The organism is Pseudomonas migulae (assembly GCF_024169315.1).
Lineage (GTDB): Bacteria > Pseudomonadota > Gammaproteobacteria > Pseudomonadales > Pseudomonadaceae > Aquipseudomonas > Aquipseudomonas migulae_B.
Window position 1 is genome coordinate 3,531,077 of sequence record NZ_JALJWR010000001.1, and the last position, 24,271, is coordinate 3,555,347.

The 24,271-nt window shown below is 61.3% G+C and carries 23 protein-coding genes; 12 read left to right on the forward strand and 11 right to left on the reverse strand.

Annotated features, from left to right (window positions below):
• Nucleotides 1-846 carry an AraC family transcriptional regulator gene (locus tag J2Y86_RS16190; protein WP_253433309.1) on the forward strand — a complete coding sequence of 282 codons (846 nt, stop codon included), beginning with the start codon at nt 1-3 and terminating at the stop codon, nt 844-846.
• Nucleotides 847-887: 41 nt separating this feature from the next.
• Here J2Y86_RS16190 and J2Y86_RS16195 read toward each other — a convergent pair whose 3' ends face one another.
• On the reverse strand, nt 888-1,742 hold the full coding sequence (locus J2Y86_RS16195) for a sulfurtransferase (protein WP_253433312.1): 855 nt from the start codon (nt 1,740-1,742) through the stop codon (nt 888-890).
• 32 nt (nt 1,743-1,774) lie between these two features.
• Complete coding sequence (locus J2Y86_RS16200; protein ID WP_253433315.1) at nt 1,775-2,446, reverse strand: TetR/AcrR family transcriptional regulator; 672 nt, start codon at nt 2,444-2,446, stop codon at nt 1,775-1,777.
• 146 nt (nt 2,447-2,592) lie between these two features.
• Between J2Y86_RS16200 and J2Y86_RS16205 the strand changes: the two genes are divergently transcribed.
• From J2Y86_RS16205 to J2Y86_RS16225, 5 genes are all read left to right on the forward strand, one after another.
• Nucleotides 2,593-4,023 (forward strand): coniferyl aldehyde dehydrogenase, encoded by a 1,431-nt coding sequence (locus J2Y86_RS16205; RefSeq protein ID WP_253433318.1) that lies wholly within the window; start codon nt 2,593-2,595, stop codon nt 4,021-4,023.
• Between the two features lie 28 nt (nt 4,024-4,051).
• The gene (locus tag J2Y86_RS16210) at nt 4,052-4,597 is read left to right on the forward strand and encodes a twin-arginine translocation pathway signal protein (protein WP_253433321.1); all 546 of its coding nucleotides are present in this window, start codon (nt 4,052-4,054) and stop codon (nt 4,595-4,597) included.
• A 130-nt stretch (nt 4,598-4,727) separates the two neighbouring features.
• Complete coding sequence (locus J2Y86_RS16215) at nt 4,728-6,323, forward strand: GMC family oxidoreductase (RefSeq protein ID WP_253433324.1); 1,596 nt, start codon at nt 4,728-4,730, stop codon at nt 6,321-6,323.
• Nucleotides 6,324-6,438: 115 nt separating this feature from the next.
• Nucleotides 6,439-6,918 (forward strand): pantetheine-phosphate adenylyltransferase, encoded by a 480-nt coding sequence (gene coaD, locus J2Y86_RS16220; RefSeq protein WP_123509806.1) that lies wholly within the window; start codon nt 6,439-6,441, stop codon nt 6,916-6,918.
• A 123-nt stretch (nt 6,919-7,041) separates the two neighbouring features.
• Entirely contained in the window at nt 7,042-7,293 is a 252-nt protein-coding gene (locus J2Y86_RS16225) for a YfhL family 4Fe-4S dicluster ferredoxin (RefSeq protein ID WP_048722619.1), read from the forward strand.
• A 148-nt stretch (nt 7,294-7,441) separates the two neighbouring features.
• Here J2Y86_RS16225 and J2Y86_RS16230 read toward each other — a convergent pair whose 3' ends face one another.
• The 3 genes from J2Y86_RS16230 to J2Y86_RS16240 are packed head-to-tail and all read right to left on the reverse strand — an operon-like array spanning nt 7,442 to nt 9,473.
• Entirely contained in the window at nt 7,442-7,765 is a 324-nt protein-coding gene (locus J2Y86_RS16230) for a multidrug transporter (RefSeq protein ID WP_253433327.1), read from the reverse strand.
• A gap of 49 nt (nt 7,766-7,814) precedes the next feature.
• Nucleotides 7,815-8,627 carry a bifunctional DNA-formamidopyrimidine glycosylase/DNA-(apurinic or apyrimidinic site) lyase gene (gene mutM, locus J2Y86_RS16235; protein ID WP_017341303.1) on the reverse strand — a complete coding sequence of 271 codons (813 nt, stop codon included), beginning with the start codon at nt 8,625-8,627 and terminating at the stop codon, nt 7,815-7,817.
• 30 nt (nt 8,628-8,657) lie between these two features.
• The gene (locus J2Y86_RS16240) at nt 8,658-9,473 is read right to left on the reverse strand and encodes an HDOD domain-containing protein (protein WP_253440322.1); all 816 of its coding nucleotides are present in this window, start codon (nt 9,471-9,473) and stop codon (nt 8,658-8,660) included.
• Between the two features lie 312 nt (nt 9,474-9,785).
• On the opposite strand from J2Y86_RS16240, the gene J2Y86_RS16245 reads away from it, so the two are divergent.
• The 3 genes from J2Y86_RS16245 to ilvD all read left to right on the forward strand — a co-directional run bounded on the left by J2Y86_RS16245 (nt 9,786) and on the right by ilvD (nt 14,411).
• Nucleotides 9,786-10,982, forward strand: coding sequence for a class I SAM-dependent rRNA methyltransferase (locus J2Y86_RS16245; protein WP_017341306.1), 1,197 nt, complete (start codon nt 9,786-9,788; stop codon nt 10,980-10,982).
• Between the two features lie 136 nt (nt 10,983-11,118).
• Nucleotides 11,119-12,327, forward strand: a complete 1,209-nt coding sequence (locus J2Y86_RS16250) for an MFS transporter (protein ID WP_253433330.1) — start codon at nt 11,119-11,121, stop codon at nt 12,325-12,327.
• A 242-nt stretch (nt 12,328-12,569) separates the two neighbouring features.
• Complete coding sequence (gene ilvD / locus J2Y86_RS16255; RefSeq protein ID WP_253433333.1) at nt 12,570-14,411, forward strand: dihydroxy-acid dehydratase; 1,842 nt, start codon at nt 12,570-12,572, stop codon at nt 14,409-14,411.
• Between the two features lie 213 nt (nt 14,412-14,624).
• On the opposite strand, the gene J2Y86_RS16260 is transcribed toward ilvD, so the two are convergent.
• Entirely contained in the window at nt 14,625-15,692 is a 1,068-nt protein-coding gene (locus J2Y86_RS16260) for a haloacid dehalogenase-like hydrolase (RefSeq protein WP_437180664.1), read from the reverse strand.
• A 240-nt stretch (nt 15,693-15,932) separates the two neighbouring features.
• On the opposite strand from J2Y86_RS16260, the gene J2Y86_RS16265 reads away from it, so the two are divergent.
• On the forward strand, nt 15,933-17,324 hold the full coding sequence (locus J2Y86_RS16265) for an L-cystine transporter (RefSeq protein ID WP_253433337.1): 1,392 nt from the start codon (nt 15,933-15,935) through the stop codon (nt 17,322-17,324).
• A 120-nt stretch (nt 17,325-17,444) separates the two neighbouring features.
• Here J2Y86_RS16265 and J2Y86_RS16270 read toward each other — a convergent pair whose 3' ends face one another.
• Nucleotides 17,445-17,957: a dihydrofolate reductase gene (locus J2Y86_RS16270; protein WP_253433340.1), complete on the reverse strand. Its 513-nt coding sequence runs from the start codon at nt 17,955-17,957 to the stop codon at nt 17,445-17,447.
• Between the two features lie 85 nt (nt 17,958-18,042).
• Between J2Y86_RS16270 and J2Y86_RS16275 the strand changes: the two genes are divergently transcribed.
• Together J2Y86_RS16275 and J2Y86_RS16280 are read left to right on the forward strand one after the other, a co-directional pair.
• Nucleotides 18,043-19,413, forward strand: coding sequence for a DUF2868 domain-containing protein (locus tag J2Y86_RS16275; RefSeq protein ID WP_253433343.1), 1,371 nt, complete (start codon nt 18,043-18,045; stop codon nt 19,411-19,413).
• Nucleotides 19,406-20,782 carry a GTPase/DUF3482 domain-containing protein gene (locus J2Y86_RS16280; RefSeq protein ID WP_253433346.1) on the forward strand — a complete coding sequence of 459 codons (1,377 nt, stop codon included), beginning with the start codon at nt 19,406-19,408 and terminating at the stop codon, nt 20,780-20,782. The genes J2Y86_RS16275 and J2Y86_RS16280 overlap by 8 nt, the downstream gene beginning before the upstream one ends.
• 127 nt (nt 20,783-20,909) lie before the next feature.
• Here the strand turns inward: J2Y86_RS16280 and J2Y86_RS16285 are convergent, their stop codons facing one another.
• The 4 genes from J2Y86_RS16285 to J2Y86_RS16300 form a co-directional block, all read right to left on the reverse strand.
• Nucleotides 20,910-21,332 (reverse strand): hypothetical protein, encoded by a 423-nt coding sequence (locus J2Y86_RS16285; RefSeq protein WP_253433350.1) that lies wholly within the window; start codon nt 21,330-21,332, stop codon nt 20,910-20,912.
• Nucleotides 21,333-21,417: 85 nt separating this feature from the next.
• Nucleotides 21,418-21,984 carry a phosphonate degradation HD-domain oxygenase gene (locus J2Y86_RS16290; protein WP_253433353.1) on the reverse strand — a complete coding sequence of 189 codons (567 nt, stop codon included), beginning with the start codon at nt 21,982-21,984 and terminating at the stop codon, nt 21,418-21,420.
• Nucleotides 21,984-23,117: a TIGR03364 family FAD-dependent oxidoreductase gene (locus J2Y86_RS16295; RefSeq protein ID WP_253433356.1), complete on the reverse strand. Its 1,134-nt coding sequence runs from the start codon at nt 23,115-23,117 to the stop codon at nt 21,984-21,986. Before J2Y86_RS16295 ends, J2Y86_RS16290 begins: the two co-directional genes overlap by 1 nt.
• Before the next feature lie 118 nt (nt 23,118-23,235).
• Nucleotides 23,236-24,261 carry a putative 2-aminoethylphosphonate ABC transporter substrate-binding protein gene (locus tag J2Y86_RS16300; RefSeq protein ID WP_008040773.1) on the reverse strand — a complete coding sequence of 342 codons (1,026 nt, stop codon included), beginning with the start codon at nt 24,259-24,261 and terminating at the stop codon, nt 23,236-23,238.
• Nucleotides 24,262-24,271: the final 10 nt, after the last annotated feature.

Genomic DNA, 24,271 nt, shown 5'->3' on the forward strand with positions numbered 1-24,271 from the left:
ATGGCTACCGATCAGGGCGAGTCGATCCGTTTCTGGCAAACGGCGCCGTTGGCCGGGGTCGAGTTGTTGTCCGCGCGCTACATCGAACACCGTTTTGCCCCGCATGTGCATGACGGTTACGTGATCGGCATGATCATGGCCGGCGCTCAGCGTTATCGCTATCGCGGCGCCGAACACCTGGCGGGCAGCGGCACGCTGGTACTGATCAATCCGGATGAACTGCACACCGGCCACAAGGGCACGGAAGATGGTTGGCTGTACCGGGCGTTTTATCCCGACAGCGAGCAGATTCTGTCGCTGCTGACCGAGCTGGAACTGCCGACCCACACCTTGCCGGCGTTTGGCGCGACGCTCTATCGCGATCCCGATCTGGTGAAGGGTTTCTGCCAACTGCATCGACTGCTGGAAACACCGTCAACCGCTCTGCAGCAGCAGACGGCATGGCGGGAATTGATGCTGTCGCTGCTGCAACGTCACGCTGCTGTCCCGGACGCGGGCAAGCCCGGCAAGGAACATCGAGCGGTGACCCTGGCCAAGGAACTGCTGCAGGCGCAATTGGCGGCACCGCCGTCGCTGGAAGAACTCGCGGCCGCGGTGAACCTGTCGCCGTTCCACTTCGCCCGGGTATTCCGCCGCGCCACTGGCATGCCACCGCACACCTGGCTGATACAGCAGCGCATCGCCCGGGCACGGGGGTTATTGCAGGGTGGATGCTTGCCGCTGGAAGTGGCCACGCAATTGGGATTTGCCGATCAGAGCCACCTGAATCGGCAGTTCAAGCAGGTTTACGGGGTTGGGCCGGGGGCGTATCGAAATGCGCGGCAGTTGCTGACGACACATCCCTAATGTGGGAACGTCGCCCGGCCCTTCCCACATTTGATTTGTGTTTATTCGCCGACGGCGACGCCCCGCGCAGGCTCGTTGATCCACTCGCTCCACGACCCGGCATACAACGATCCCAACGGATATCCCGCAAGGCACAACGCAAACAGATTATGGCAAGCCGTCACACCAGAGCCGCAGTAAGCCACCAGATCACTCGGTGAGCGATTGCCCAGTTTGGCGGCAAACCGCTGCTTGAGCTGATCGGCCGGGAGGAAATGCCCGTCGCTGCCCAGGTTGTCGGTGAACGCCGCGCACTGCGCGCCGGGAATGTGTCCGGCGATCGGGTCGATCGGTTCCACTTCGCCCTTGAAACGCGGCAAGGCGCGAGCATCGAGCAGGGTCAATTCGGGTTGGCCGAGGCGTTGCTGGAGCTGATCGGCGTTCAGGATCAGCGCATTGTCCGGCGTACCGTTAAAGGTGCCACGCTCACCACCGGGAGCATCGAGACTCAGGGGCAAACCCGCCGCATGCCAGGCCTTGAGCCCGCCATCGAGGATGAACACACCGTCGCGCTTGCCCAGCCAGGCCAGCAACCACCAGGCCCGCGCCGCATAGGCGCCGGGGCCGTCGTCATACAAAACCACTTCGCTGTCGGCATCGATGCCCCAGGCCTGCAAACGCTCGATCAAGTCTTCAGGCTCGGGCAACGGATGGCGCCCGGTCACACCCTTGATGACCGTCCCGCTCAAGTCGCGTTCAAGATCGGCAAAACTCGACCCGGCAATATGCCCTTCGGCATAGCTGCGCTGGCCGTAATCCGGGTCTTCGAGGGCAAAACGACAATCCAGAATCACCAGACCCGGCTGCTCCTTTTTCAGGTCCAGTGCTTGCGGGCTGATCAATTGCGCAATGGGCATAACGGGCTCCAGTGATTAGGCGATGTCTGATCCTACTGTACTTCTTCCAGGGCTTGCGCCAACGGCACGTAAAACTCCTCGAACAAGGCGTTGACCGCATCACGGGATTGGTCCGTGACGAACCCGGCCTCCAGCACCAGCACCTGGTACACCCCACGTTTGATCGCCTGTTCGCTCAGGTGATTGGAGTTTTCCCGCGTGGTGCACAGGAAACGCACCCATGACGTCAGGATGATCCAGGCGTTGAGCGTCAGGGATTCGATCTGCACGCGATCCATCTCCAGGATGCCGGCCTCGACGAACCCTTTGTAGATCGCCGTGCCTTGGATCACGCAGCGCTGGGAAAAACGTCGGTAACGGGCGGCCAGTTCCGGATCGCTGTCGAGCAAATGCTCGAGGTCGCGGTGCAAAAACCGGTAGCGCCACATGGCCGCCAGCAACTCCTGGAGGTAGTAACGCTTGTCCTCCACCGTCGCGGCGCGCCCCTGGGGCGGGCGCAGGAAGCTGTCCACCAGGCTTTCGTACTCACTGAACAACACGGCGATGATCGCCTGCTTGTTGGGGAAGTGGTAGTACAGGTTGCCCGGGGAAATTTCCATGTGGGCAGCAATGTGGTTGGTGCTGATGCTGCGCTCGCCCTGCTGATTGAACAGCTCCAGGCTGTTCTGCACGATGCGCTCGCTGGTTTTGATCCGTGGGGCCATGGCTTGAGCTTTAATTCAGAGGGCGTTGACGGGCATCTTACGACCTAACCGCCCGTGGATAAAACTAGGCTGTGCCAGGATGTCATTTGACTTTCTAGAGCATAGACTCTAAAAAGCTCTTCACAACAATAAGCCCGGAGATGACCATGTCTGCTGAAATTGCCTACCTTCAGAACTTGCAGCAGCCATTGGAAGAACTCCAGACCCTGTTCGACGCCCAGCGCGCAGCCTATGCCGCCAACCCGATGCCGCCCGCGGCGCAGCGCCAGCAATGGCTCAAAGCCCTGCGGGATTTGTTGAGCACGGAACGCCAGGCGCTGATCGACGCCATCAGCCAGGACTTCAGCCACCGCAGCGCCGATGAAACCCTGCTCGCCGAACTGATGCCGAGCCTGCACGGCATTCACTATGCCAGTCAGCACCTCAAAGGCTGGATGAAGCCGTCACGGCGCAAAGTCGGCGTGGCCTTTCAGCCCGCCTCGGCCAAAGTCGTTTATCAGCCGCTGGGCGTGGTCGGGGTGATCGTGCCCTGGAACTACCCGCTGTATCTGGCCATCGGCCCTTTGGTGGGTGCGTTGTCGGCGGGCAATCGGGTGATGCTCAAACTGAGCGAGTCGACCCCCGCCACCGGCCTGCTGCTCAAGGCATTGCTGGGCCGGATCTTTCCCGAAGACCTGGTGTGCGTGGTGCTCGGCGAGGCCGATATCGGCGTGGCGTTCTCCCGCCTGCGTTTCGACCACCTGTTGTTCACCGGCGCCACCAGCATCGGCAAACATGTGATGCGCGCGGCCGCCGAGAACCTGACGCCGGTGACGCTGGAACTGGGCGGAAAATCCCCGGCCATCGTTTCCCGGGATGTGCCATTGAAAGATGCCGCCGAACGCATCGCCTTCGGCAAGACGCTCAACGCCGGACAAACCTGCGTCGCCCCGGACTACGTGCTGGTGCCGGAAGACCGCGTAGGTTCTTTCATCGAAGCCTATCGTCAGGCAGTTCGCGGATTTTATCCGACCCTCGCCGACAACCCGGACTACACCGCGATCATCAATGACCGACAACTGGCCCGGCTCAACGGCTACATCAGCGATGCCACCAGCAAAGGCGCGCTGCTGATCCCGTTGTTCGACCAGGGCCAGGGGCGCCGCATGAGCCATAGCCTGCTGCTCAACGTCACTGACGACATGATGGTGATGCAGGACGAAATCTTCGGTCCGCTGCTGCCGATCGTTCCGTACAAGGACCTGGATGAAGCGTTTGCCTACATCAGCCAGCGACCTCGTCCGCTGGCGCTGTATTACTTCGGCTACGACAAGCGCGAACAAAACCGCGTCCTGCACGAGACTCACTCCGGCGGCGTGTGCCTGAACGACACGTTGCTGCATGTTGCCCAGGACGACATGCCGTTCGGCGGCATCGGCGCTTCCGGCATGGGCCATTACCACGGCCATGAAGGTTTCCTGACGTTCAGCAAGGCCAAAGGCGTGCTGATCAAACAACGTTTCAACGCGGCGAAGCTGATTTACCCGCCGTACGGCAAATCCATCCAGAAACTGATCCAGAAGCTGTTTATCCGCTAACGGTACTCTTTTCCGGGAAATAACAATAATGAGCCCAGGCCTGTCCGATACACCCGCGCTGTCTCGGCGCGGCTTTCTTCAATTCAGCCTCGGCGCGAGTGCTTTTCTGGCCACGGTCGGATTGGGCGCGAGCCTCAGCGGTTGTTCGTCGAGCATCCCGGCCAGCGGTTTCGCGATGCTGCGCAGCGGCGACCTGCTGTTTTTGCGAGCGCTGATTCCGGTGATGCTCGAGGGTGCCGTGGTCGCCGGGAAAATGCCGGCGGCGGTCGACCAGACCTTACTTTGCCTGGATAACGGCCTGAATCACCTGTCGCCGGAAATGCTCAAGCTGACCCGACAATTGTTCGATGTGCTGGGGATGGCCGTGACTCGCGGACCGCTGACCGGGATCTGGGGCAGTTGGGAAAACGCCAGCGCCGACGAGATCCGGCATTTTCTTGATCGTTGGGAAAACAGCTCGTTCAGCCTGTTGCGCATGGGGCACAGCTCGTTGCAGCAAATGGTGATGATGGCGTGGTACAGCCGGGCTGAATCGTGGGCGCATTGCGGGTATCCCGGGCCTCCGACCGTTTGAGACCGAGGCGTCCCCTTCGCGGGCAAGCCTCGCTCCTACAGAAGCGCGTAGACCTTGTAGGAGCGAGGCTTGCCCGCGAAGGCGCCAGCCGCATCACCACAGAATCCAAAAATAACAAGAGAACACAAACATGCCCGTACCCGACCCGTTCCGCGAAGGCATGGCCCGCGGCTGGAAAACCCACAACAGCTCGCAACTGACCGAAGACCTGACCCTTGAAGCGGACGTGGCGATCATCGGCAGCGGCGCGGGGGGCGGCACCACCGCCGAAATCCTCAGCGCCGCTGGCTACAAGGTGTTGCTGATCGAAGAAGGCCCGCTCAAGACCAGCAGCGATTTCAAGCTGCTCGAAGACCAGGCCTACACCAGCCTCTATCAGGAAGGCATCGGCCGCATGAGCAAGGACGGCGCGATCACCATCCTTCAAGGCCGGGCGGTGGGCGGCACCACGCTGATCAACTGGACATCGAGCTTTCGTACCCCGGACCCGACCCTCGAACACTGGGCCAGGGAGCACGACGTCAAAGGCCACAGCCCCGCGGAGATGGCGCCCTGGTTCGAGAAAATGGAACAGCGTCTAGGTGTCGCGCCGTGGATGGTCCCGCCGAACGCCAACAACGACGTGATCCGCAAGGGCTGCGAGAAGCTCGGTTACACCTGGCACGTCATCCCGCGCAACGTGCGCGGTTGCTGGAACCTCGGTTATTGCGGCATGGGCTGCCCGACCAACGCCAAGCAATCGATGATGGTCACGACGATTCCGGCGACCCTGGAAAAGGGTGGCGAACTGATTTACCTCGCCCGCGCTGAAAAATTATCGATCAAGGACGGCAAAGTCACGGGCCTGCAATGCGTGGCCATGGACGACCGTTGCGTCGCCCCCACGGGCAAGACGATCACGGTCAAGGCGCGGCATTACGTGCTGGCCGGCGGTGGGATCAACAGCCCCGCGCTGCTGTTGAGATCAGAGGCGCCAGACCCGCACGAGCGGCTGGGCAAACGAACGTTTTTGCATTTGGTGAACATGTCCGCCGGGCTGTTCGACGAGGTGATCAACCCGTTCTACGGCGCGCCGCAGTCGATCTACTCCGACCATTTTCAATGGCAGGACGGTACGACCGGCAAGATGGCTTACAAACTCGAAGTGCCACCGCTGCACCCGGCGCTGGCGGCCACTCTGCTCGGCGGTTTCGGCAAGGAAAACGCACAGCACATGGAAAACCTGCCCCATACCCACGCCATGCTGGCGCTGCTGCGCGATGGTTTTCACCCGGACAGCCCCGGCGGCAGCGTCGAGTTGCGCGGTGACAACACGCCAGTGCTCGACTATCAGGTTTCAGCCTATGCCTGGGACGGTTTGCGCCGGGCGTTCCACAGCATGGCCGAGATCCAGTTCGCCGGCGGTGCCAACGCCGTCATGCCGATGCACGCCGACGCGCGTTACGTGAAAACCCTGGCCGAAGCGCGCACGCTGATCGACGGTTTGAGCCTTGAGCTGTATCGCACACGCCTGGGCAGTGCCCATGTGATGGGCGGTTGCGCCATGGGCGAAGACCCGAAAAACGCCGTGGCCGACAGCCTTGGCCGGCATCATCAACTCAGCAACCTGTCGATCCACGACGGCTCGCTGTTCCCCACCAGCATTGGCGCAAACCCGCAATTGTCGGTCTACGGGCTGACAGCGCAATTGGCGACTTCGCTCGTCGAACGTTTGAAAAACCCGTGAAAAGAGCGAATATTCCCACCGTCTATAGTGCTTTCTTACCCAAAAGGCGACTTGGCCGACCGGGAAGGCTGCGATACCATCCGACTCCCCAACGGACTCCCGCCAGGACGACGCGATGAACCGAGTGTTGTACCCAGGTACCTTCGACCCTATTACCAAGGGCCATGGCGACTTGGTCGAACGCGCCGCGCGCCTGTTCGATCATGTGATCATTGCCGTTGCTGCCAGCCCGAAGAAAAACCCGTTGTTTCCCCTGGAACAGCGTGTGGAGCTGGCCCGCGAGGTCACTAAACATCTGCCGAACGTTGAAGTCGTCGGCTTCTCGACGCTGTTGGCGCACTTCGCCAAAGAGAAGAATGCGAACGTGTTCCTGCGTGGTTTGCGCGCAGTGTCGGACTTCGAGTACGAATTTCAGCTCGCCAACATGAACCGTCAACTGGCGCCGGACGTGGAAAGCCTGTTTCTTACGCCGTCCGAGCGTTATTCGTTCATCTCATCGACGCTGGTCCGTGAAATCGCGGCCCTGGGCGGCGATATCACCAAGTTCGTTCACCCTGCGGTGGCGGACGCCCTGACCCAGCGGTTCAAGAAGTAGGAGCTGCCGCAGGCTGCGATCTTTTCACTTTATCGCGGCCCGCGTGCACTGCGCCCGCCAATGCGGCACAATTGCGCGCATTGGTTTATTGCGCCCGGGCCTTGCGCCCCGGCTGGAGTTAGCATGTCCCTGATCATCACCGACGATTGCATCAACTGCGACGTCTGCGAACCCGAGTGCCCGAACGCTGCCATTTCCCAAGGCGAAGAGATCTACGTGATCGACCCGAACCTGTGCACACAGTGTGTCGGCCATTACGACGAACCTCAGTGCCAGCAGGTCTGCCCGGTGGATTGCATTCCGCTGGACGAGGCGCATCCGGAGACTGAAGAGCAGTTGATGGCGAAGTACCGGGTCATTACCGGCAAGGCTTGAATTTGCGGTGTCTGTCCTGACGCCATCGCGGGCAAGCCCGCTCCCACAGGGTAATGGGTGTACACAAAAATTGTGGTCAACTCAAAACCTTGTGGGAGCGGGCTTGCCCGCGATGAGGCCATCCACTACACCGAAGATCTAACTGGTTTCACTCCCGCTGTTCAAACCCCTCCCCGATACACCCCAGACACCGCACAAACGCCGCCTTCGCCGGATCAACCACCAGCGCCTGCCCCGCATCGCCGACATTGCCGCCCAGCGCGGTAAACGGCAACGACACCACAAACGCCCCCGCACCGATCACCGTTGCCGCGACCAGCAAGGGTCGGGCAATCAGCAAATCGCCGAGCATGGCGTACGCTGGGGGATTCTGGATGGTGTAGCGCGGATCGCCGCTGCCGGTGTTGGCCGCCAGCACGGGCGCGCCGACGCTCAGCAGCACGACGACGGCAGCGGTTCGAAGCAGGTTCATGGCTTGGTCCTATAACAGTGGGAACACTGACTATAGACCGTAGGACATATCAGCTCTGGCAGCGCGGGCAAAAGACGCTGGCGCGTTGCCCGAGTTTGACTTCCCGCAGCTCCGTCCCGCAGACCTTGCACGGCTGACTGCCACGGCCGTACACGAACAATTCCTGCTGGAAATAACCTGGCTGGCCGTCGCCGCCGATAAAGTCGCGCAACGTCGTACCGCCGCGCTCGATGGCGGCGGCCAGAATGCGTTTGATCTCGATCGCCAATTTCAAATAGCGCGCCCGGGAAATGCTCTTGGCCTCACGACGCGGGTCGATACCGGCCGCGAACAACGCTTCAGTCGCGTAGATATTGCCGACGCCGACCACCACCGCGTTGTCCATGATGAACGGCTTGACCGCCATCGAACGCCCGCGGGACTGCTGGAACAGGCGCTCGCCGTCGAACAGGTCGGTCAACGGCTCCGGCCCCAGGCGAATCAGCAATTCGTGGTTGAGCGGGTCGAGGCTCCAGAGCATCGCGCCGAACCGTCGCGGGTCGGTGTAACGCAGGGCCAGGCCCGACTCCAACTCGATATCCACATGCTCATGCTTGGCGGCCGGCATGCCGACTTCCACCAGACGCAGATTGCCCGACATCCCCAAATGACTGATCAACGTGCCCACTTCGGCATTGATCAGCAAGTACTTGGCGCGCCGCTCCACCAGCACGATGCGCTGGCCGGAGAGCCGCACATCCAGGTCTTCAGGGATCGGCCAGCGCAGGCGACGATCACGCACGATCACCCGGCTGACGCGCTGGCCTTCCAGGTGCGGCGCAATTCCGCGGCGGGTGGTTTCGACTTCCGGCAGTTCAGGCATGGTGCTCTCGAATCAGGCGCACACCCCCACTCAGCGGTGAGTGCCGAGGTCGCGAATGGTTTGTTTGAGGGTGTCGAAGTCGTAGTCCGAGAGGCCCACGTAATCGAGCACTAGCGGCGCGATGCTGTTCCATTCATGGTCCTCGGTCTGGTTGCCCAGTACCCGGTAGGACGCACAGATGTGCTCGGCCATCTTCAGGATGGCCAGCAGGTTTTTCAGCTGACTGTTGCGCGAAGACTCATCGCTGAAAATCGCCAGTGCATTGTGGTGATTGGCGATCGCCGTGCTCACGTGCTCCGGCAGGCGCCAGGATTTGGCTGTGTAGTAACCGACCACCGCATGGTTGGTATTGAACACCCGGTTTTCGGTGTCGACGATGCGGCATTCAGCACTGGCGCTGGCGTAGGCTTCTTCCAGAACGGTCATGTAGTTGGGGAAGCGCTGCAACATCAGCGGCACGCCGCAATCGTGGAACAGGCCCAGGGCGTACGCTTCATCGCCCGCCTGGACGCCGATGCGCTTGGCCAGGCTCAGGCAGGTCATCGCCACGTCCTGAGCGGTGTCCCAGAAACGGTTCAGGGTGACGATGGTGTCATCGTTCATTTCGCCCTTGATCGACTGCGCGTTGATCAGGTTGATGATCGAACGGCTGCCCAGCAGATTCACCGCACGCTGGATCGAGGCGATCTTGTTACTCAAGCCGTAATACGGCGAGTTGACGATCTTCAGCAAGGCGCCAGAGAGGCCCGGGTCCTGGGAGATCAGCTTGGCGATCACTTCCAGGTCCGGATCGGGCATGTACTGCTCCATCTGCAAATCCACCATGATCTGCGGCTGGGCCGGCACACTGATGCCTTGCAGGGACTGTTGGATCTGTTCGGTGGTCAGCTCTTGGGACATAAGTACACACTCTGGGACAGGTGGCGATTCTAACCTTTATAAAGTTGGATCCGACACCATGGCCGGCCTTTCGGACGAAGTTTCATATCGGCGTAGCGTTCGAAATCGCTTTCGCGGGCAAGCCTCGCTCCTACAGGTCTATACGAACCTGTGGGAGCGAGGCTTGCCCGCGAAGAGGCCATCAGCGTTTCATCGCCCACCCAGCCCGCCCCAAGCCTCAACACGCTATACTCCCGCTCTTTTTTCCGGAGCGACGTCATGTCCCTGCCTAGCCTGCGCCTCAAAGCCAACGCCGACCGTCGCCTGCGAAACGGCCACTTGTGGGTCTACAGCAACGAAATCGATGTAGCCGCCACCCCGTTGCACGGCTTCAAGGCCGGCGACCAGGCGATCCTCGAAGCCGCCGGCGGCAAGCCGCTGGGCATCGTTGCCATGAGCCCGAACAACCTGATCTGCGCCCGCCTGCTGTCGCGCGACATCAAGTTGCCGCTGGACAAGTCGCTGCTGGTGCATCGCCTGAACGTCGCCCTGTCCTTGCGTGATCGCCTGTTCGACAAGCCGTTCTACCGCCTGGTCTACGGTGACTCCGACCTGCTGCCAGGCCTGGTGGTCGACCGTTTCGGCGACATCCTGGTGGTGCAGATCGCTTCGGCGACCATGGAAGCCCATAAAGACGACGTGATCGCAGCGCTGACCCAAGTGCTCAAGCCAAGCGGCATTCTGTTCAAGAACGACTCCGCCGCCCGTGACGCCGAAGGCCTCAACCGCTACGTCGAAACCGTGTTCGGCCTGGTGCCGGAGTGGGTCGCGCTGGAAGAGAACGGCGTTAAATTCGAAGCCCCGGTCATCCAGGGTCAGAAAACCGGCTGGTTCTACGACCACCGTATGAACCGCGCCCGTCTGGCCCCATATGCCAAAGGCAAACGCGTACTCGACCTCTACAGCTACATCGGTGGCTGGGGTGTGCAAGCAGCCGCATTCGGCGCCAGTGAAGTGTTCTGCGTCGACGCATCGGCCTTCGCCCTCGACGGTGTGGAACGCAACGCCGCGCTGAACGGTTTTGCCGAGAAGATGACCTGCATCGAAGGCGACGTCTTCGAAGCCCTGAAAGAGCTGAAAGCCAGCGAAGAGCGCTTCGACGTCATCGTGGCCGACCCGCCAGCATTCATCAAACGCAAGAAAGACATGAAAAACGGCGAAGGCGCCTACCGTCGCTTGAACGAGCAAGCCATGCGCCTGCTCAGCAAGGACGGCATCCTCGTAAGCGCCTCGTGCTCGATGCACCTGCCGGAAGACGACCTGCAGAACATCCTGCTGACCAGCGCCCGTCACCTGGACCGCAACATCCAGATGCTGGAACGCGGCGGCCAGGGCCCGGATCATCCGGTGCACCCGGCGATCGCTGAAACCCGCTACATCAAAAGCATCACCTGCCGGTTGCTGCCAAACAGCTAAACCGCTGTCTGATTGCGGGAGCGAGTCAGCTCGCTCCCGCAACAGTTTCAGAACAGTCCTACACCTGCTGCATTGACTTGTCCCCCTCATCAAATCAATCCTCGCCTCCCCCCTCACGGATCGAGAGCGTTGTTTGATGACTCCTGCCATTCACGCCAAAGAAAAATCGTCGTTCATCCTGTTGTTGATGACCATGACGCTCCTCGCCGTTTTCCCTCTCGACGTGGTTCTGCCCTCGTTTCCCGCCCTTTCCGAGCACTTCCGCACATCCCCTTCCGATATCGCCTTGTCCGTCAGCATCTTTGCCATCGGCCTGGCGTTTTCGCTGCTGTTGATCGGGCCGCTGTCGGATATGTTCGGGCGTAAGAAGCTCTTGCTGGGAGGAGTAGCACTCGCAGCAGTGGGTGCAACGGGCTGCCTGTTCGCCAGTGATTTCACTTGGTTTCTGGTATTTCGCGTGATTCAGGCAGTGGGTTGCGGGTCGTTTGCGTTGTCTCAGGCGCTGGTCCAGGATCTCTTCGCCGGCAGGGAGCTGGAACGCCTGCGGATCTGGATGACCACCGCCGGCGGGATTTTCATCTCCAGTTCGCCGCTGATGGGCACCTGGCTGCAGTTGCATCTGGGCTGGCAGGGCAGCTTCTATGTCTTCATCAGCCTGGCGATCATCGTCTGGTTGAGATCCTGGTTTCTGCTGAGAGAGAGCCGCAGCAGCGAGCGGGCGCCACGGCGATTTTTCGGCGCTTACTGGCTGCTCCTTTCGGACATCCGTTTTACCGGTTACTGGCTGATTTCCGCCCTCGCCTTCGCCTGCCATTTCTCGTTTCTCGTCATCTCACCGATCATTTTCATGGAGCATCTGGACCTTTCCGCCTACCAGTTCGCCTGGGCGCTGTTGCTCTATGGTGCGGCCTATGTGGTCGGCGGGATTGTTGCCAGCATCCTGCATCGCTATCTGGAAGGCGGCACACAAATAATCATCGGCCTGGGTCTGATCGCCCTGTCGGGGCTGGTGATGCTGTGGCTGGCCTGGCAGTTCGGCCTGTCGGCTGCCACCGTGCTGATCCCCATGCTGATCTGTACCGCGGGCACCACCGTTTCCCGGCCCATCGCCAACTCCAGGGCGATGAGTCTTTACCCGCAACACGCTGGCACCTCGACCTCTGCCGGCAGCCTGATGATTTTCATGTGCGGCGGGCTGATCAGCGCCGTGATCAATCTGGCCAGCGAACACCTGACCACCGCGCTGGGCTTGTGCTTTTTGACCCTGAGCGCGGTAGGGCTGGGATTGAACGCGTTGATCAGTCGGCGTGCGCTAAGCAGTAGCAAAATAACCACGACGGTGTAGGCCGCACGTCTCGTGAGGGCGCTCTGCACGCTCGCAGCCATTCCCTCCTGCCGCCAGCCGTGTAGAATCGCGAACATTCATCGCCAGTCATCCCCCGGCGGGTTTATGAGCTCAAGCTGAAGCGCGCGGCGATCCCGCAAAGTTATCGGCAACTTCCGGACACGCGGCCATTTCTGAGTGTTCCAGACGTCAATAGAAGCTCACTTCCCTTTTGATACCTGATTAGCCGCCCGGAGTGCTTCATGCCTGATTACCGCTCGAAAACATCCACCCACGGCCGCAATATGGCCGGCGCCCGCGCATTGTGGCGCGCCACGGGGATGAAAGATGACGACTTCAAAAAGCCGATCATCGCCATTGCCAACTCCTTCACCCAGTTCGTACCGGGCCACGTCCACCTCAAGGACCTGGGCCAACTGGTCGCCCGCGAAATCGAACGCGCCGGCGGTGTAGCGAAAGAATTCAACACCATCGCTGTCGACGACGGCATCGCCATGGGCCACGACGGCATGCTGTATTCGCTGCCGAGCCGCGAGATCATCGCCGACTCCGTCGAGTACATGGTCAACGCCCACTGCGCCGACGCCATCGTCTGCATCTCCAACTGCGACAAGATCACCCCTGGCATGCTGATGGCTGCCCTGCGCCTGAACATCCCGGTGATCTTCGTTTCCGGCGGCCCGATGGAAGCCGGCAAGACCAAACTGGCCAGCCACGGTCTCGACCTCGTCGACGCCATGGTGATCGCCGCCGACTCCAGCGCTTCTGACGAGAAAGTCGCTGAGTACGAGCGTAGCGCCTGCCCGACCTGCGGTTCGTGCTCCGGCATGTTCACCGCCAACTCGATGAACTGCCTGGTCGAAGCCCTGGGCCTGGCATTGCCGGGCAACGGTTCGACCCTGGCCACCCACAGTGATCGCGAGCAGTTGTTCCTGCAGGCTGGCCGCACCATCGTCGAGCTGTGCAAGCGTTACTACACCGAGAACGACGAGTCGGTATTGCCGCGCAACATCGCCAACTTCAAGGCGTTCGAAAACGCCATGACCCTGGACATCGCCATGGGCGGGTCCACCAACACCATCCTGCACTTGCTGGCCGCCGCCCAGGAAGCCGAGATCGATTTCGACCTGCGCGACATCGACCGTCTCTCCCGCCACGTGCCGCAACTGTGCAAAGTCGCGCCGAACATCCAGAAGTACCACATGGAAGACGTGCACCGCGCCGGCGGGATCTTCAGCATCCTCGGCTCGCTGGCCCGTGGCGGCCTGCTGCACACCGACCTGCCGACCGTGCACAGCAAGTCCCTGGCTGAAGGCATCGCCAAGTGGGACATCACCCAGACCGACGACGAAGCGGTGCATCACTTCTTCAAGGCCGGCCCGGCGGGCATCCCGACGCAAACCGCGTTCAGCCAGTCGACCCGTTGGGAAACCCTGGACGACGACCGTGAAAACGGCTGCATCCGCAGTGTCGAACACGCTTACTCGAAAGAAGGCGGCCTGGCCGTTCTCTACGGCAACATCGCGCTCGATGGCTGCGTGGTGAAGACAGCGGGCGTCGACGAGTCGATCCACGTGTTCGAAGGCAACGCGAAGATCTTCGAAAGCCAGGACAGCGCCGTACGCGGCATCCTCGCGGACGAAGTGAAGGCCGGCGACATCGTGATCATCCGTTACGAAGGCCCGAAAGGCGGCCCGGGCATGCAGGAAATGCTGTACCCGACGTCGTACCTGAAATCCAAAGGCCTGGGCAAAGCCTGCGCCCTGCTCACCGACGGTCGCTTCTCCGGCGGCACCTCGGGCCTGTCCATCGGCCACGCTTCCCCGGAAGCGGCGGCGGGCGGCGCGATTGGCCTGGTGCAGGATGGCGACAAAGTGCTGATCGACATTCCGAACCGCTCGATCAACCTGTTGATCAGCGACGAAGAAATGGCTGGCCGTCGTGCCGAGCAGGATCAGAAAGGCTGGAAACCTGTTGAAAAACGTCCACGCAAGGTGACCACCGCACTGAAGGCCTACGCCCTGCTGGCGACCAGCGCCGACAAGGGTGCTGTGCGTAACAAGGCGATGCTTGACGGGCTGTAATTAACCGTCGGACAGAAAAATGCCCCGCCAAGTGCGGGGCATTTTTTTTGCAGTCGACTCGGTCAAGTGTGGGAGCGGGCTTGCTCGCGAAAGCGGTGTGTCAGTCGACATCAAAGCTGAATGACACTCCGCTTTCGCGAGCAAGCCTGCTCCCACATTTGATCTTTGCTGCCTGTAGGAGCGAGGCAAGCCCGCGATGGCAGCGACTCGGTCTTACTGAATCTCCGCCGGTGTCACGATCACCCAGTTCTTGTCCGCCGTCACCGGCAACCCTTCCTTGGCCTGAGCCGCAGCGTGTTTGGCCATCATGCCGTTAATCTGGGTCATGTATTTGTCCTTGCGGTTGACCCACAAGTGGATGCCACCCTTGGCCACGTCGACATCGTGGAACAGCATGTAACCATCGCTGGTCGGCGTATCGCCGCCCACCAGTACCGGTTTTTTCCACTCGTCGATGTAGGTCAGGATTGCCGCGTGCTTGCCAGCCATCCAGGTCGCCGGAGTCCACAGGTACGGGGTCAGTTCGAGGCCGAGGTTGGCCTTCTCGTCATACTTGCCGGCCGTGATCTGCTTGCGCGCCGTGGTCAGCTCGCCGGACTTTTGATCCTTGAGCAGCAGGCTCACGCCGATCACGTTCTGTGGCTTGACGTTGTAACCGTACTTCGGATCGGCCGCGACCATGCGCACCAGTTCTTCGGAGGCAGCGGTCATCACGTAGACCTCGATGCCGTTCTCCATCAGCTTGTTGTAGAGCTCTTGCTGGCCGGTGAAGATTTTCGGCGGATTGACGTCGAGGTTCTTGACCACGTCGCCTTCGTAATACGTGGCAGGCACCGGTTTGCCGGACGCCATCAACTCGTCGACATAACCTTTGAGTTCTTTAAGCGTGAAACCGGAGAACACCTGGGCGACCCATGGATAGCAAACCATGTCGTCGACTTCGCAGAGGCGGTAGTAGTAGCTGAACAGGCTTTCCTTGTGGTCGGCGGTGTCCTTGAACGGCATCAGTTTCAGGGAGGGGTCGAGTTTCTCGCGGGTGATCAGGCCCTTGTTCTCCATGAACGGCAGCAACGACTCTTCGAGGTCGTAGCGGTAACTGGTGTTGTCCATGTCGAACACCGCGTAGTTACCCTTGTTGGCGTTGGTCGCGATCATTGCGTCCAGCGCCTTGGCCTGGTCGGCGGGCCAGTGTTTCAGATCCGTGGCGAAGACCTGGCCGGCAAGGCCAAGGCTCAAACCCAATCCCAACGCAGCAGCCAGAAATTTCGGTGCAAGCTTCATCGGCATTTCTCCCTGATTCAAAGATATCGACGCTAACAAATAACTGTGACAGTCCTCGTCTGTCAGCGACGGCCAACGCACCTATCGCGCCAGATGCATTCCCGAGAGCGACCTGCGCTTATTCCAAAAACGACGGTTATCAGACTTTTTTGATATTAAATCATTGTAAATCAAGCTGTTAGGCTTGCCGGTTCGCAGCTGCCCCGGAAGGCAGTTGGCACATGTCTAATGGGAGTTCCAATGAATCTGCCGCTGATTCTCAACCTGCTGGTGTTCCTCGCCCTGCTCGTCGCACTGGCGCAAACCCGTCACACGACGTGGAGCCTGGCGAAAAAAGTCCTGCTCGCTTTGGTGTTGGGCGTTGTGTTCGGTGTCGCACTGCACACGATTTACGGTGCCGGCAACCCGGTGCTGAAAGCCTCGATCGGCTGGTTCGATCTGGTGGGCAACGGTTACGTGCAATTGCTGCAAATGATCGTGATCCCGCTGGTGTTCGCCTCGATCCTCAGCGCCGTGGCGCGTCTGCACAATGCGTCGTCGCTGGGCAAGATCAGCTTCCTGACCATCGGCACGCTGCTGTTCACCACCGCTATCGCAGCGTTGATCGGTATCGGCCTGACCAACCTGTTCGGCCTCACGGCTGAAGGCCTGGTGGCGGGCACGCAGGAAATGGCCCGTCTGCAAACCATTCAGACCGACTACGCGGGCAAGGTCGCCGACCTGAATGTGCCGCAGCTGTTGCTGTCGTTCATCCCGCAAAACCCGTTCGCCGACCTGGCCCGCGCCAAGCCGACGTCGATCATCAGCGTGGTGATTTTCGCTGCGTTCCTCGGCGTCGCCGCCCTGCAATTGCTGAAGGATGATGTCGAGAAAGGTCAGAAAGTGATCAACGCCATCGACACGCTGCAAGCCTGGGTAATGCGTCTGGTACGCCTGGTGATGAAGCTGACCCCTTACGGCGTTTTGGCGCTGATGACCAAAGTGGTCGCCGGCTCCAACCTGCAAGACATCATCAAACTCGGCAGTTTTGTGGTGGTGTCCTACATCGGCCTGGGCCTGATGTTTGTGGTCCATGGCGTGCTGGTGTCGTCGGCCGGGATCAACCCGCTGCGCTTCTTCCGCAAGATCTGGCCGGTGCTGACGTTTGCTTTCACCAGCCGTTCGAGCGCAGCGACCATTCCACTGAGCATCGAAGCGCAGACCAGTCGCCTGGGGATTCCGCAGTCCATCGCCAGTTTCGCCGCTTCGTTCGGCGCGACCATTGGCCAGAACGGCTGCGCCGGTCTGTACCCGGCGATGCTGGCGGTGATGGTGGCGCCGACCGTGGGCATCAACCCGCTGGACCCGCTGTGGATCGCAACGTTGGTGGCGATTGTGACGCTGAGCTCGGCCGGTGTGGCAGGGGTTGGCGGTGGCGCAACGTTCGCGGCGCTGATCGTGTTGCCGGCGATGGGCTTGCCGGTGTCACTGGTGGCGTTGCTGATTTCGGTTGAGCCGCTGATTGATATGGGGCGTACGGCGTTGAACGTGAGCGGTTCGATCACGGCCGGGGCGATTACCAGCCAGATCATGCAGCAGACGGATAAAGAGCTGCTGGATGCGGATGAGCATTCGGAGTTGGCTCACGCTTAAGACTTTCATGGTCTGAGCGGGCCTCTTCGCGGGCAAGCCTCGCTCCTACAGGATTTGTGCCGTACGCAATTTTCGCGGTTGACACAAATCCTGTAGGAGCGAGGCTTGCCCGCGAAGCTTTTAGACTTTTTCCCACACCTCGAAGTTGTAGGCTGGTTTGTCGCCTTCGGCCGGATTCGGCACATTCGACACCAGCTTCCACTGCGTCAAATCAAACTCCGGAAACCACGCATCCCCTTCCGGGCTCAACGCCACGCGTGTCAGGTACAACCGATCCGCTTGAGCCATTCCCTGCGCATACAACTGCGCCCCGCCAATCAGCATCAGCTCATCGACGCCCTGTTCCCGAGCCCACTCTTCAGCGCGAACCACCGCGGCTTCCAGCGACGGATAAACCTCCGCGCCTTCCAGCACCAGATCCGCCTGACGGCTGACCACGATGTTCAACCGGCCCGGCAACGGACGACCGAGGGAATCCCAGGTCTTGCGCCCCATGATGATCGGCTTGCCCAAGGTGGTGGCCTTGAAGTATTTGAAGTCCCCCGGCAAGTGCCAGGGCATGCTGTTGTCGACGCCGATCACACGGTTTTCACCGAGGGCTGCGATCAGGCTGAGGGGGAGTGATTTAGTCATGCCGGCGAGGATACCAGAGCCTCCCGTACCCCGATAAGCGCCACAGCGGTTATGCTCACAGCTCAATTGAGCGACGGGATGCCGCGTGACTGAACTGAATAACCTCTGGCTGACAGAAGCCATCCGCTTGCGTGAAGAACACGCCGGCCCTCTGGATGATCTGGAAGCCAACAGACTGGCCCGCACCGCCGGCGGCGATCTGCCGACACGGATTGCGCGCCGCGCCGTGTGGCTGGCCGATCGCGATGGGCTGGCAGAAGCCCTCAGGCATTGGCTGCAAGGCGCACGACTGGCATTGATCGTCATGGCCGGGCTGGCCGTGGTCAGTGGCGCCGGGCTGGCGTTTGCCGCGATGGGTGACGGTCAGACGCCGGTGAATGTGTTCTGGGCCTTGGGTAGCCTGCTCGGGCTGAACCTGATTCTGCTGCTGAGCTGGGCGCTGGGCCTGGTGTTTGCCGGCGAGCACGGCGCCACGCTGGGACGCTTGTGGTTGTGGCTCAGCGAAAAGTTCGCCCGCGACGCCAAAGCCGCGCAACTGGCGCCCGCCCTGCTGCTGTTGCTGCAACGACAGAAACTCAATCGCTGGGCCCTCGGTGTGCTGGTCAATGGCTTGTGGTTGCTGGCGATGCTCAGCGCGCTGGTAGTTCTGCTGATGCTGATGGCGACCCGGCGTTATGGCTTCGTCTGGGAAACCACCCTGCTCAGCGCCGACACCTTTGTGGCCATGACCCAGACCCTGGGCGCGCTGCCAGCCCTGGCGGGTTTCAATGTTCCGACGGTGGAGATGATCCGCGCCAGTGGCGATGCCGCGCTGAACATCGAAAGCGCCCGTCAGGCCTGGGCCACCTGGCTGGTCGGTGTGCTGGTGGTTTACGGCATCGTGCCGCGCCTGCTCCTGGCGCTGTTCTGCCTGTGGCGCTGGAAGACCGGCCGCGCCAACCTGCACCTGGATCTGAATCTTCCCGGCTACGCCCAGCTGCGCGAACGCCTGATGCCCACCAGCGAACGCCTGGGCATCAGCGATGCAGCGCCTGCGCAGCTTCATCGCGTGGAGAGCGGCGCCAGCGACCTGCAAAGCGATGGCGCACTGTTGGTGGCCATCGAACTGGACGGACAACGCCCATGGCCGCCGCCCCTGCCGAAAGACGTGAGCGATGCGGGCATCCTCGACAGTCGCGAATCGCGTCACAAACTCCTTGAACAGCTCAGCCGTTTTCCTCCGGCCCGCCTGGCCATCGCCTGCGATCCACGACGTTCGCCGGATCGCGGCAGCCTGGCGCTGATCGCCGAACTGGCTCGCAGCGCCAGCGCCACCCGCGTCTGGTTGCTGCAAGCGCCGCCCGGCGAAGCACTGGACGCCGAGCGCCTTGGCGACTGGCACGTGGCGCTGCAACAGTTGGAGCTGACGTTCGCCGACAGCGCGCCGCTGAACTGGCTGGAGACCGGTCATGACTAATCCGTGGAAAGCGCCGTTGAAGCTCGCCGTGGTCGGCCACACCAACGTCGGCAAAACCTCACTGCTGCGCACCCTGACCCGTGATGTCGGTTTCGGCGAAGTCTCCCATCGCCCCAGCACCACGCGACACGTCGAAGGCGCGCGGCTGTCGGTGGATGGCGAACCCTTGCTCGACCTGTTCGACACCCCCGGCCTCGAAGACGCCATTGCCCTGCTCGACTATCTCGAACGCCTGGAGCGTCCCGGCGAACGCCTCGACGGCCCGGCGCGACTCGCACGTTTTCTTGAAGGTAGCGAAGCACGGCAGCGTTTCGAGCAAGAAGCCAAAGTGCTGCGGCAACTGCTCACCTGCGACGCCGGCCTCTATGTGATCGACGCCCGCGAACCGGTGTTGGCCAAGTACCGCGACGAACTGGAAGTGCTGGCCAGCTGCGGTAAACCGCTGCTGCCGGTACTGAATTTCGTCAGCAGCCCCCACCACCGCGAACCGGATTGGCGCGAAGCGCTGGCACGGTTGGGCTTGCACGCCCTGGTGCGGTTCGACAGCGTTGCGCCGCCGGAGGATGGCGAACGTCGACTCTATGAAAGCCTCGCGCTGCTGCTGGAGAATTCCCGCGAGCAACTGGAGCGTCTGATCGCCGATCAGCAGGCCCAGCGCCTGGCCCGGCAGCAAAGTGCGGCGCGCTTGATTGCCGAATTGCTGATCGATTGCGCGGCCTGCCGGCGTAGCGTGGTCAGCGATGCTGAACAGGAACAGCAGGCGATCAGCGAGCTGCGCAAAGCCGTTCGCCAACGTGAACAGCGCTGCGTCGAAGCCCTGCTCAAGCTCTATGCCTTCCGCCCGCAGGACGCGGCGGCCAGTGATCTGCCGCTGCTCGACGGCCGTTGGGGCGATGATCTGTTCAACCCGGAAACCCTCAAGCAACTGGGCGTAAGGGTCGGCGGCGGAATCGCGGCGGGCGCAGCGGCCGGGGCCGGCGTCGATCTGCTGGTTGGAGGCCTGACCCTTGGCGCAGCGGCGCTGGCCGGCGCGATTGCCGGCGGCGCGCTGCAAACCGCACGCAGTTATGGCAGCCGGTTGCTGGGCAAGATCAAGGGTCAGCGAGAGTTGACGGTCGATGACAGCGTATTGCGGTTGCTGGCGTTGCGTCAGCGGCAGTTGCTGCAGGCGCTGAATGCCCGCGGGCATGCGGCGATGGACAGCATCCAGGTCGCCACGCCCCAGGACAAGAGCTGGCGCGAAGGCAAACTGCCCGAGGCCCTGTACAAGGCCCGGGCGCATCCGCAGTGGTCATCGCTGAATCCGCATGCAAAGTTGAGTCAGGCGGAGCGGCAGGAGCAGGTTGAGGTGTTGGCGCAGCAGCTCTGAATTTGCGGTGTTAGTTCTGGCCCCTTCGCGAGCAAGCCCGCTCCCACATTGGATGCGCGGCAAGCACAGATCCAGTGTGGGAGCGGGCTTGCTCGCGAAGGCAGCGCCTCGGTCTCTTAGGTGATTGCTACCAACCAACCTTCAAAAACTGCTTCGCCAATGCCACAACACGACTTCGATCCGTCCGGTTCGCCCGCCCGTCATTGTCCACATCCGTGCTCAAGATCAGCTCGAAAACCCCGTCGTTATCCAGATCACGGGCGGCGGCTTTATAAGCAATCACCGGCCCTTCATGAAAATGCAGGCGCACCGTTTCCGGCGTTCCGTCAGCCGATGGATTCTGCGAGAAGATGCGCAAGTGCCGCTCCTCACCGTCACCGCCGTTGAACCAGGCACACTTCAAATAGGTGTTGCCAAAAGCGTTGAGCCGCTGTCGATCCGCCTCCGTTGCCTTGCGCTGCAACCGGTCATCTTCATAAAACTCAAACTGAAGGGTATCTGCCGCACCCTGCCCACTTCGATCCTGCGCAATCACTTTCAAATAACGCATCCGTGCGTCTCCTTGGGAAACGTCCAGACTGGCCCGTCGCTGCACGGCAAACCATCCTCCGTTTCACCATTGCCTGTGAGACAACTCAGCGCGCCTCGCCGGACAAGACGTTCGCAGCCTTGCGCTTCAACACGTCGAGATCAATCACCGGCACCCACATCTCCTTGGCCAGCTCATCCCACTGCCGCATGCGCAGACTGACGGCGCACAACGGATCCTGCTCGAAGGCCTCGGCCTCTTCAGCGGTCATGACGCCGCCCTGATATTCCAGGGTGCGGCGACTGGCTTCGCTCAACCGCTCGTAGTACCCGGGCTCCTTGAGTGTCAGATAACGCTTGGCTTGCACGTGGTATTCCACCAGCCGCGCCACGCGTTCGCTGAAACCTGCGCGGCGCAGATAATCAGCACCCAGCCGCTCGTGGCTGACCACGCCGAAACCGCCCATGTTCTCAGCGCTCTCGGCGCAGATGTGTCCGATGTCGTGGAAGAATGCGGCGAGCACCACTTCGTCATCGAAGCCTTCCGCCATGGCCAGTTGCGCGGCCTGGGACATGTGCTCGATCTGCGACACCGGTTCACCGATGTAATCACTGTCGCCAAAACGCTCGTACAGTGCGAATACCTCGTCGATCACTTGCGCAGTGCGGTCCATCAAAGCTCTCCCAATACCGTTGCGACATTGCGTTCGGCCATCGCCGGCCCGACGCTCATGCCGACGCCGGTGTGCATCAGTGCCACGCTCACGCCCGGCATCGGCCGCAGGAATGAAAACGGTCCTGGCCCACGGGAACCATAGACACCCTGCCAGCGCTCGACCACTTGCACCTTGCAGCCCAACGTCTGCTCGGCCAGTTCGATCATCCAGTCATCCACTTGCTCGGCGTTGAATGGCGAGGGGTCGCGGCCATAGTGATGGGAGTCGCCGATGATCAGTTCGCCGTAAGGCGTCGGGCTGATCAGCAAGTGAATGCCGTTTTCGTGCAGGTGCGGTTCATCACGCAGTATTTGCGCCTGCACCCCCGCCGCTTCCGGCAGATCGGCAAAGGCGCCGTAATGCACGCAACTCAAACCGGTGAGCAACGCGTGTTGCAGGTTGAGGTTGATCCGCGGTCGGGCGCGAAGCATTTGCAGCCGACAGATTTGCGGGCCAAGCGCGGCGATCGGCTCGGCCAGCAAAGTCTGATAATCGTGGCCGGAGCAGACGATGATCTGCTCCGCGCTGAAGGTGCCGGCGGTGCTGTGCAAGCGGCCCGGTTCGATGTCGCGCACGAGGGTGGAGAAGTGGAACTCGACGTTCATTTCACGGCGCAGGTAGTCGATCAACGCCGGGATCGCTTCGCGGGAATACAGTTGTTGATCGTCCATGCCGTGCAACGCGGCGCGGTGATGGCGGAACTGGCCGCCGTACAGATCGCGCAAGGCAGCACCGCGCAGCAGGTCGACGCGGTAACCGTGCTCCACGGCTCGTCCGGCGCAAAACGCTTCCAGCAGGTGTTCTTCGGCTTCGGTGCGGGCGAACAGGTATGAGCCGTTGCGTTTAAGCTGCAGGCCGGCCAGTTGCGCCCATTGGCCCCAGATCTCGCGGCTGGCCTTGGCCAGTTCGAGCATCGGGCCGGGTGGCTGGCCGGTGACGAGGGCCTGGCCGAAATTACGCACCGAGGCGCCGAGCGGGATTTCGCTGCGTTCGAAAACCGTGACCTTGAGGCCGCGCCTGGCGGCAGCGTAGGCGTGGGACAGGCCGAGGATGCCGGCGCCTACGATCAGCATGTCGTTGTGTTGTGTCATGGAGTTTTGTCCAAAGTTCGAAGCCGCCTTCGCGGGCAAGCCCGCTCCCACAAGGGAACGCATTCCAAATGTGGGAGCGGGCTTGCTCGCGAAGAGGCCCTGTCAGCCAATGAAGATCTTACTTGGCAGCCACTTTCTCGGACTTGCCGTCATAACGCTTGCGCCACTCGGTCAGGATCTCGTCGCGATTCTTCGACGCCCAGGCAAAGTCGTTCTTGATCAGACGCTGCTCGTAATCCGCTGGCAATTCAGTCTGCGGCTTGGCAATCCCCGGCTGTGCAAGCACCGCGAAGTTCTCTTTATAAAGCTCCATCGCCGCCGGACTGGCCGAGAAGTCAGCCAGTTTCTTCGCCGCGTCTTCATGCGGCGTGCCCTTGATCACAGCCGTCGCTTCGATCTCCCAGCCCAGGCCTTCTTTCGGCAGGATGATGTCCAGCGGCGCGCCCTGGCGCTTCAACTGAACGGCCGGGTATTCAAAGGAAATACCAATCGGAAATTCACCCGCGGCCGCCAGTTTGCAAGGCTTGGAACCGGAGTGAACGTACTGGCCGATGTTCTGGTGCAGGTCGTCCATGTACTGCCAGCCCTGCTTCTCGCCGAAGGTTTGCAGCCAGGCGCTGACGTCGAGGAAACCGGTGCCGGACGACGCCGGGTTAGGCATGACGATCTTGCCTTTGTACTCAGGCTTGGTCAGGTCCTGCCAGCTCACGGGCTTGGTCAAACCCTGCTTCTCGGCTTCGACGGTGTTGAAGCAAATGGTCGCGGCCCAGACGTCCATGCCGACCCAGGCTGGCGGGTTGGCGGCGTCGCGGTAGTTGCCGCCGATCTTGCCCAGGTCTTTCGGCGCATAGCTTTGCAGCATGCCTTGCTGATCGAGAATCGCCAGGCTCGAAGCGGCCAGGCCCCAGACCGCGTCAGCCTGTGGGCGGGCTTTTTCGGCCAGCAGTTTGGCGGTGATGATGCCGGTGGAGTCGCGTACCCATTTGATCTCGACGTCCGGGTTGGCTTTTTCGAAGGCTTCTTTGTAGGTCTTCAGTTGTTCGGCTTCGAGGGCGGTGTACACCGTCAACTCGGTTTTCGCCGCGAAGGCGTTCAGGCTGAAAGCGGTGAGGACAGCAGCGGCCAGGGCCAGGGGCTTGAACATGATCTTTTCC

Coding starts and splice junctions, on each gene's coding strand:
- coaD (WP_123509806.1), top strand. CDS start 6,439: ATGAACCGAGTGTTGTACCCAGGTACCTTCGACCCTATTACCAAGGGC.
- J2Y86_RS16215 (WP_253433324.1), top strand. CDS start 4,728: ATGCCCGTACCCGACCCGTTCCGCGAAGGCATGGCCCGCGGCTGGAAA.
- J2Y86_RS16245 (WP_017341306.1), top strand. CDS start 9,786: ATGTCCCTGCCTAGCCTGCGCCTCAAAGCCAACGCCGACCGTCGCCTG.
- J2Y86_RS16295 (WP_253433356.1), bottom strand. CDS start 23,117: ATGACACAACACAACGACATGCTGATCGTAGGCGCCGGCATCCTCGGC.
- J2Y86_RS16250 (WP_253433330.1), top strand. CDS start 11,119: ATGACTCCTGCCATTCACGCCAAAGAAAAATCGTCGTTCATCCTGTTG.
- J2Y86_RS16285 (WP_253433350.1), bottom strand. CDS start 21,332: ATGCGTTATTTGAAAGTGATTGCGCAGGATCGAAGTGGGCAGGGTGCG.
- J2Y86_RS16195 (WP_253433312.1), bottom strand. CDS start 1,742: ATGCCCATTGCGCAATTGATCAGCCCGCAAGCACTGGACCTGAAAAAG.
- J2Y86_RS16210 (WP_253433321.1), top strand. CDS start 4,052: ATGAGCCCAGGCCTGTCCGATACACCCGCGCTGTCTCGGCGCGGCTTT.
- ilvD (WP_253433333.1), top strand. CDS start 12,570: ATGCCTGATTACCGCTCGAAAACATCCACCCACGGCCGCAATATGGCC.
- J2Y86_RS16230 (WP_253433327.1), bottom strand. CDS start 7,765: ATGAACCTGCTTCGAACCGCTGCCGTCGTCGTGCTGCTGAGCGTCGGC.
- J2Y86_RS16280 (WP_253433346.1), top strand. CDS start 19,406: ATGACTAATCCGTGGAAAGCGCCGTTGAAGCTCGCCGTGGTCGGCCAC.
- J2Y86_RS16200 (WP_253433315.1), bottom strand. CDS start 2,446: ATGGCCCCACGGATCAAAACCAGCGAGCGCATCGTGCAGAACAGCCTG.
- J2Y86_RS16270 (WP_253433340.1), bottom strand. CDS start 17,957: ATGACTAAATCACTCCCCCTCAGCCTGATCGCAGCCCTCGGTGAAAAC.
- mutM (WP_017341303.1), bottom strand. CDS start 8,627: ATGCCTGAACTGCCGGAAGTCGAAACCACCCGCCGCGGAATTGCGCCG.
- J2Y86_RS16300 (WP_008040773.1), bottom strand. CDS start 24,261: ATGTTCAAGCCCCTGGCCCTGGCCGCTGCTGTCCTCACCGCTTTCAGC.
- J2Y86_RS16225 (WP_048722619.1), top strand. CDS start 7,042: ATGTCCCTGATCATCACCGACGATTGCATCAACTGCGACGTCTGCGAA.
- J2Y86_RS16290 (WP_253433353.1), bottom strand. CDS start 21,984: ATGGACCGCACTGCGCAAGTGATCGACGAGGTATTCGCACTGTACGAG.
- J2Y86_RS16265 (WP_253433337.1), top strand. CDS start 15,933: ATGAATCTGCCGCTGATTCTCAACCTGCTGGTGTTCCTCGCCCTGCTC.
- J2Y86_RS16205 (WP_253433318.1), top strand. CDS start 2,593: ATGTCTGCTGAAATTGCCTACCTTCAGAACTTGCAGCAGCCATTGGAA.
- J2Y86_RS16190 (WP_253433309.1), top strand. CDS start 1: ATGGCTACCGATCAGGGCGAGTCGATCCGTTTCTGGCAAACGGCGCCG.
- J2Y86_RS16260 (WP_437180664.1), bottom strand. CDS start 15,692: ATGAAGCTTGCACCGAAATTTCTGGCTGCTGCGTTGGGATTGGGTTTG.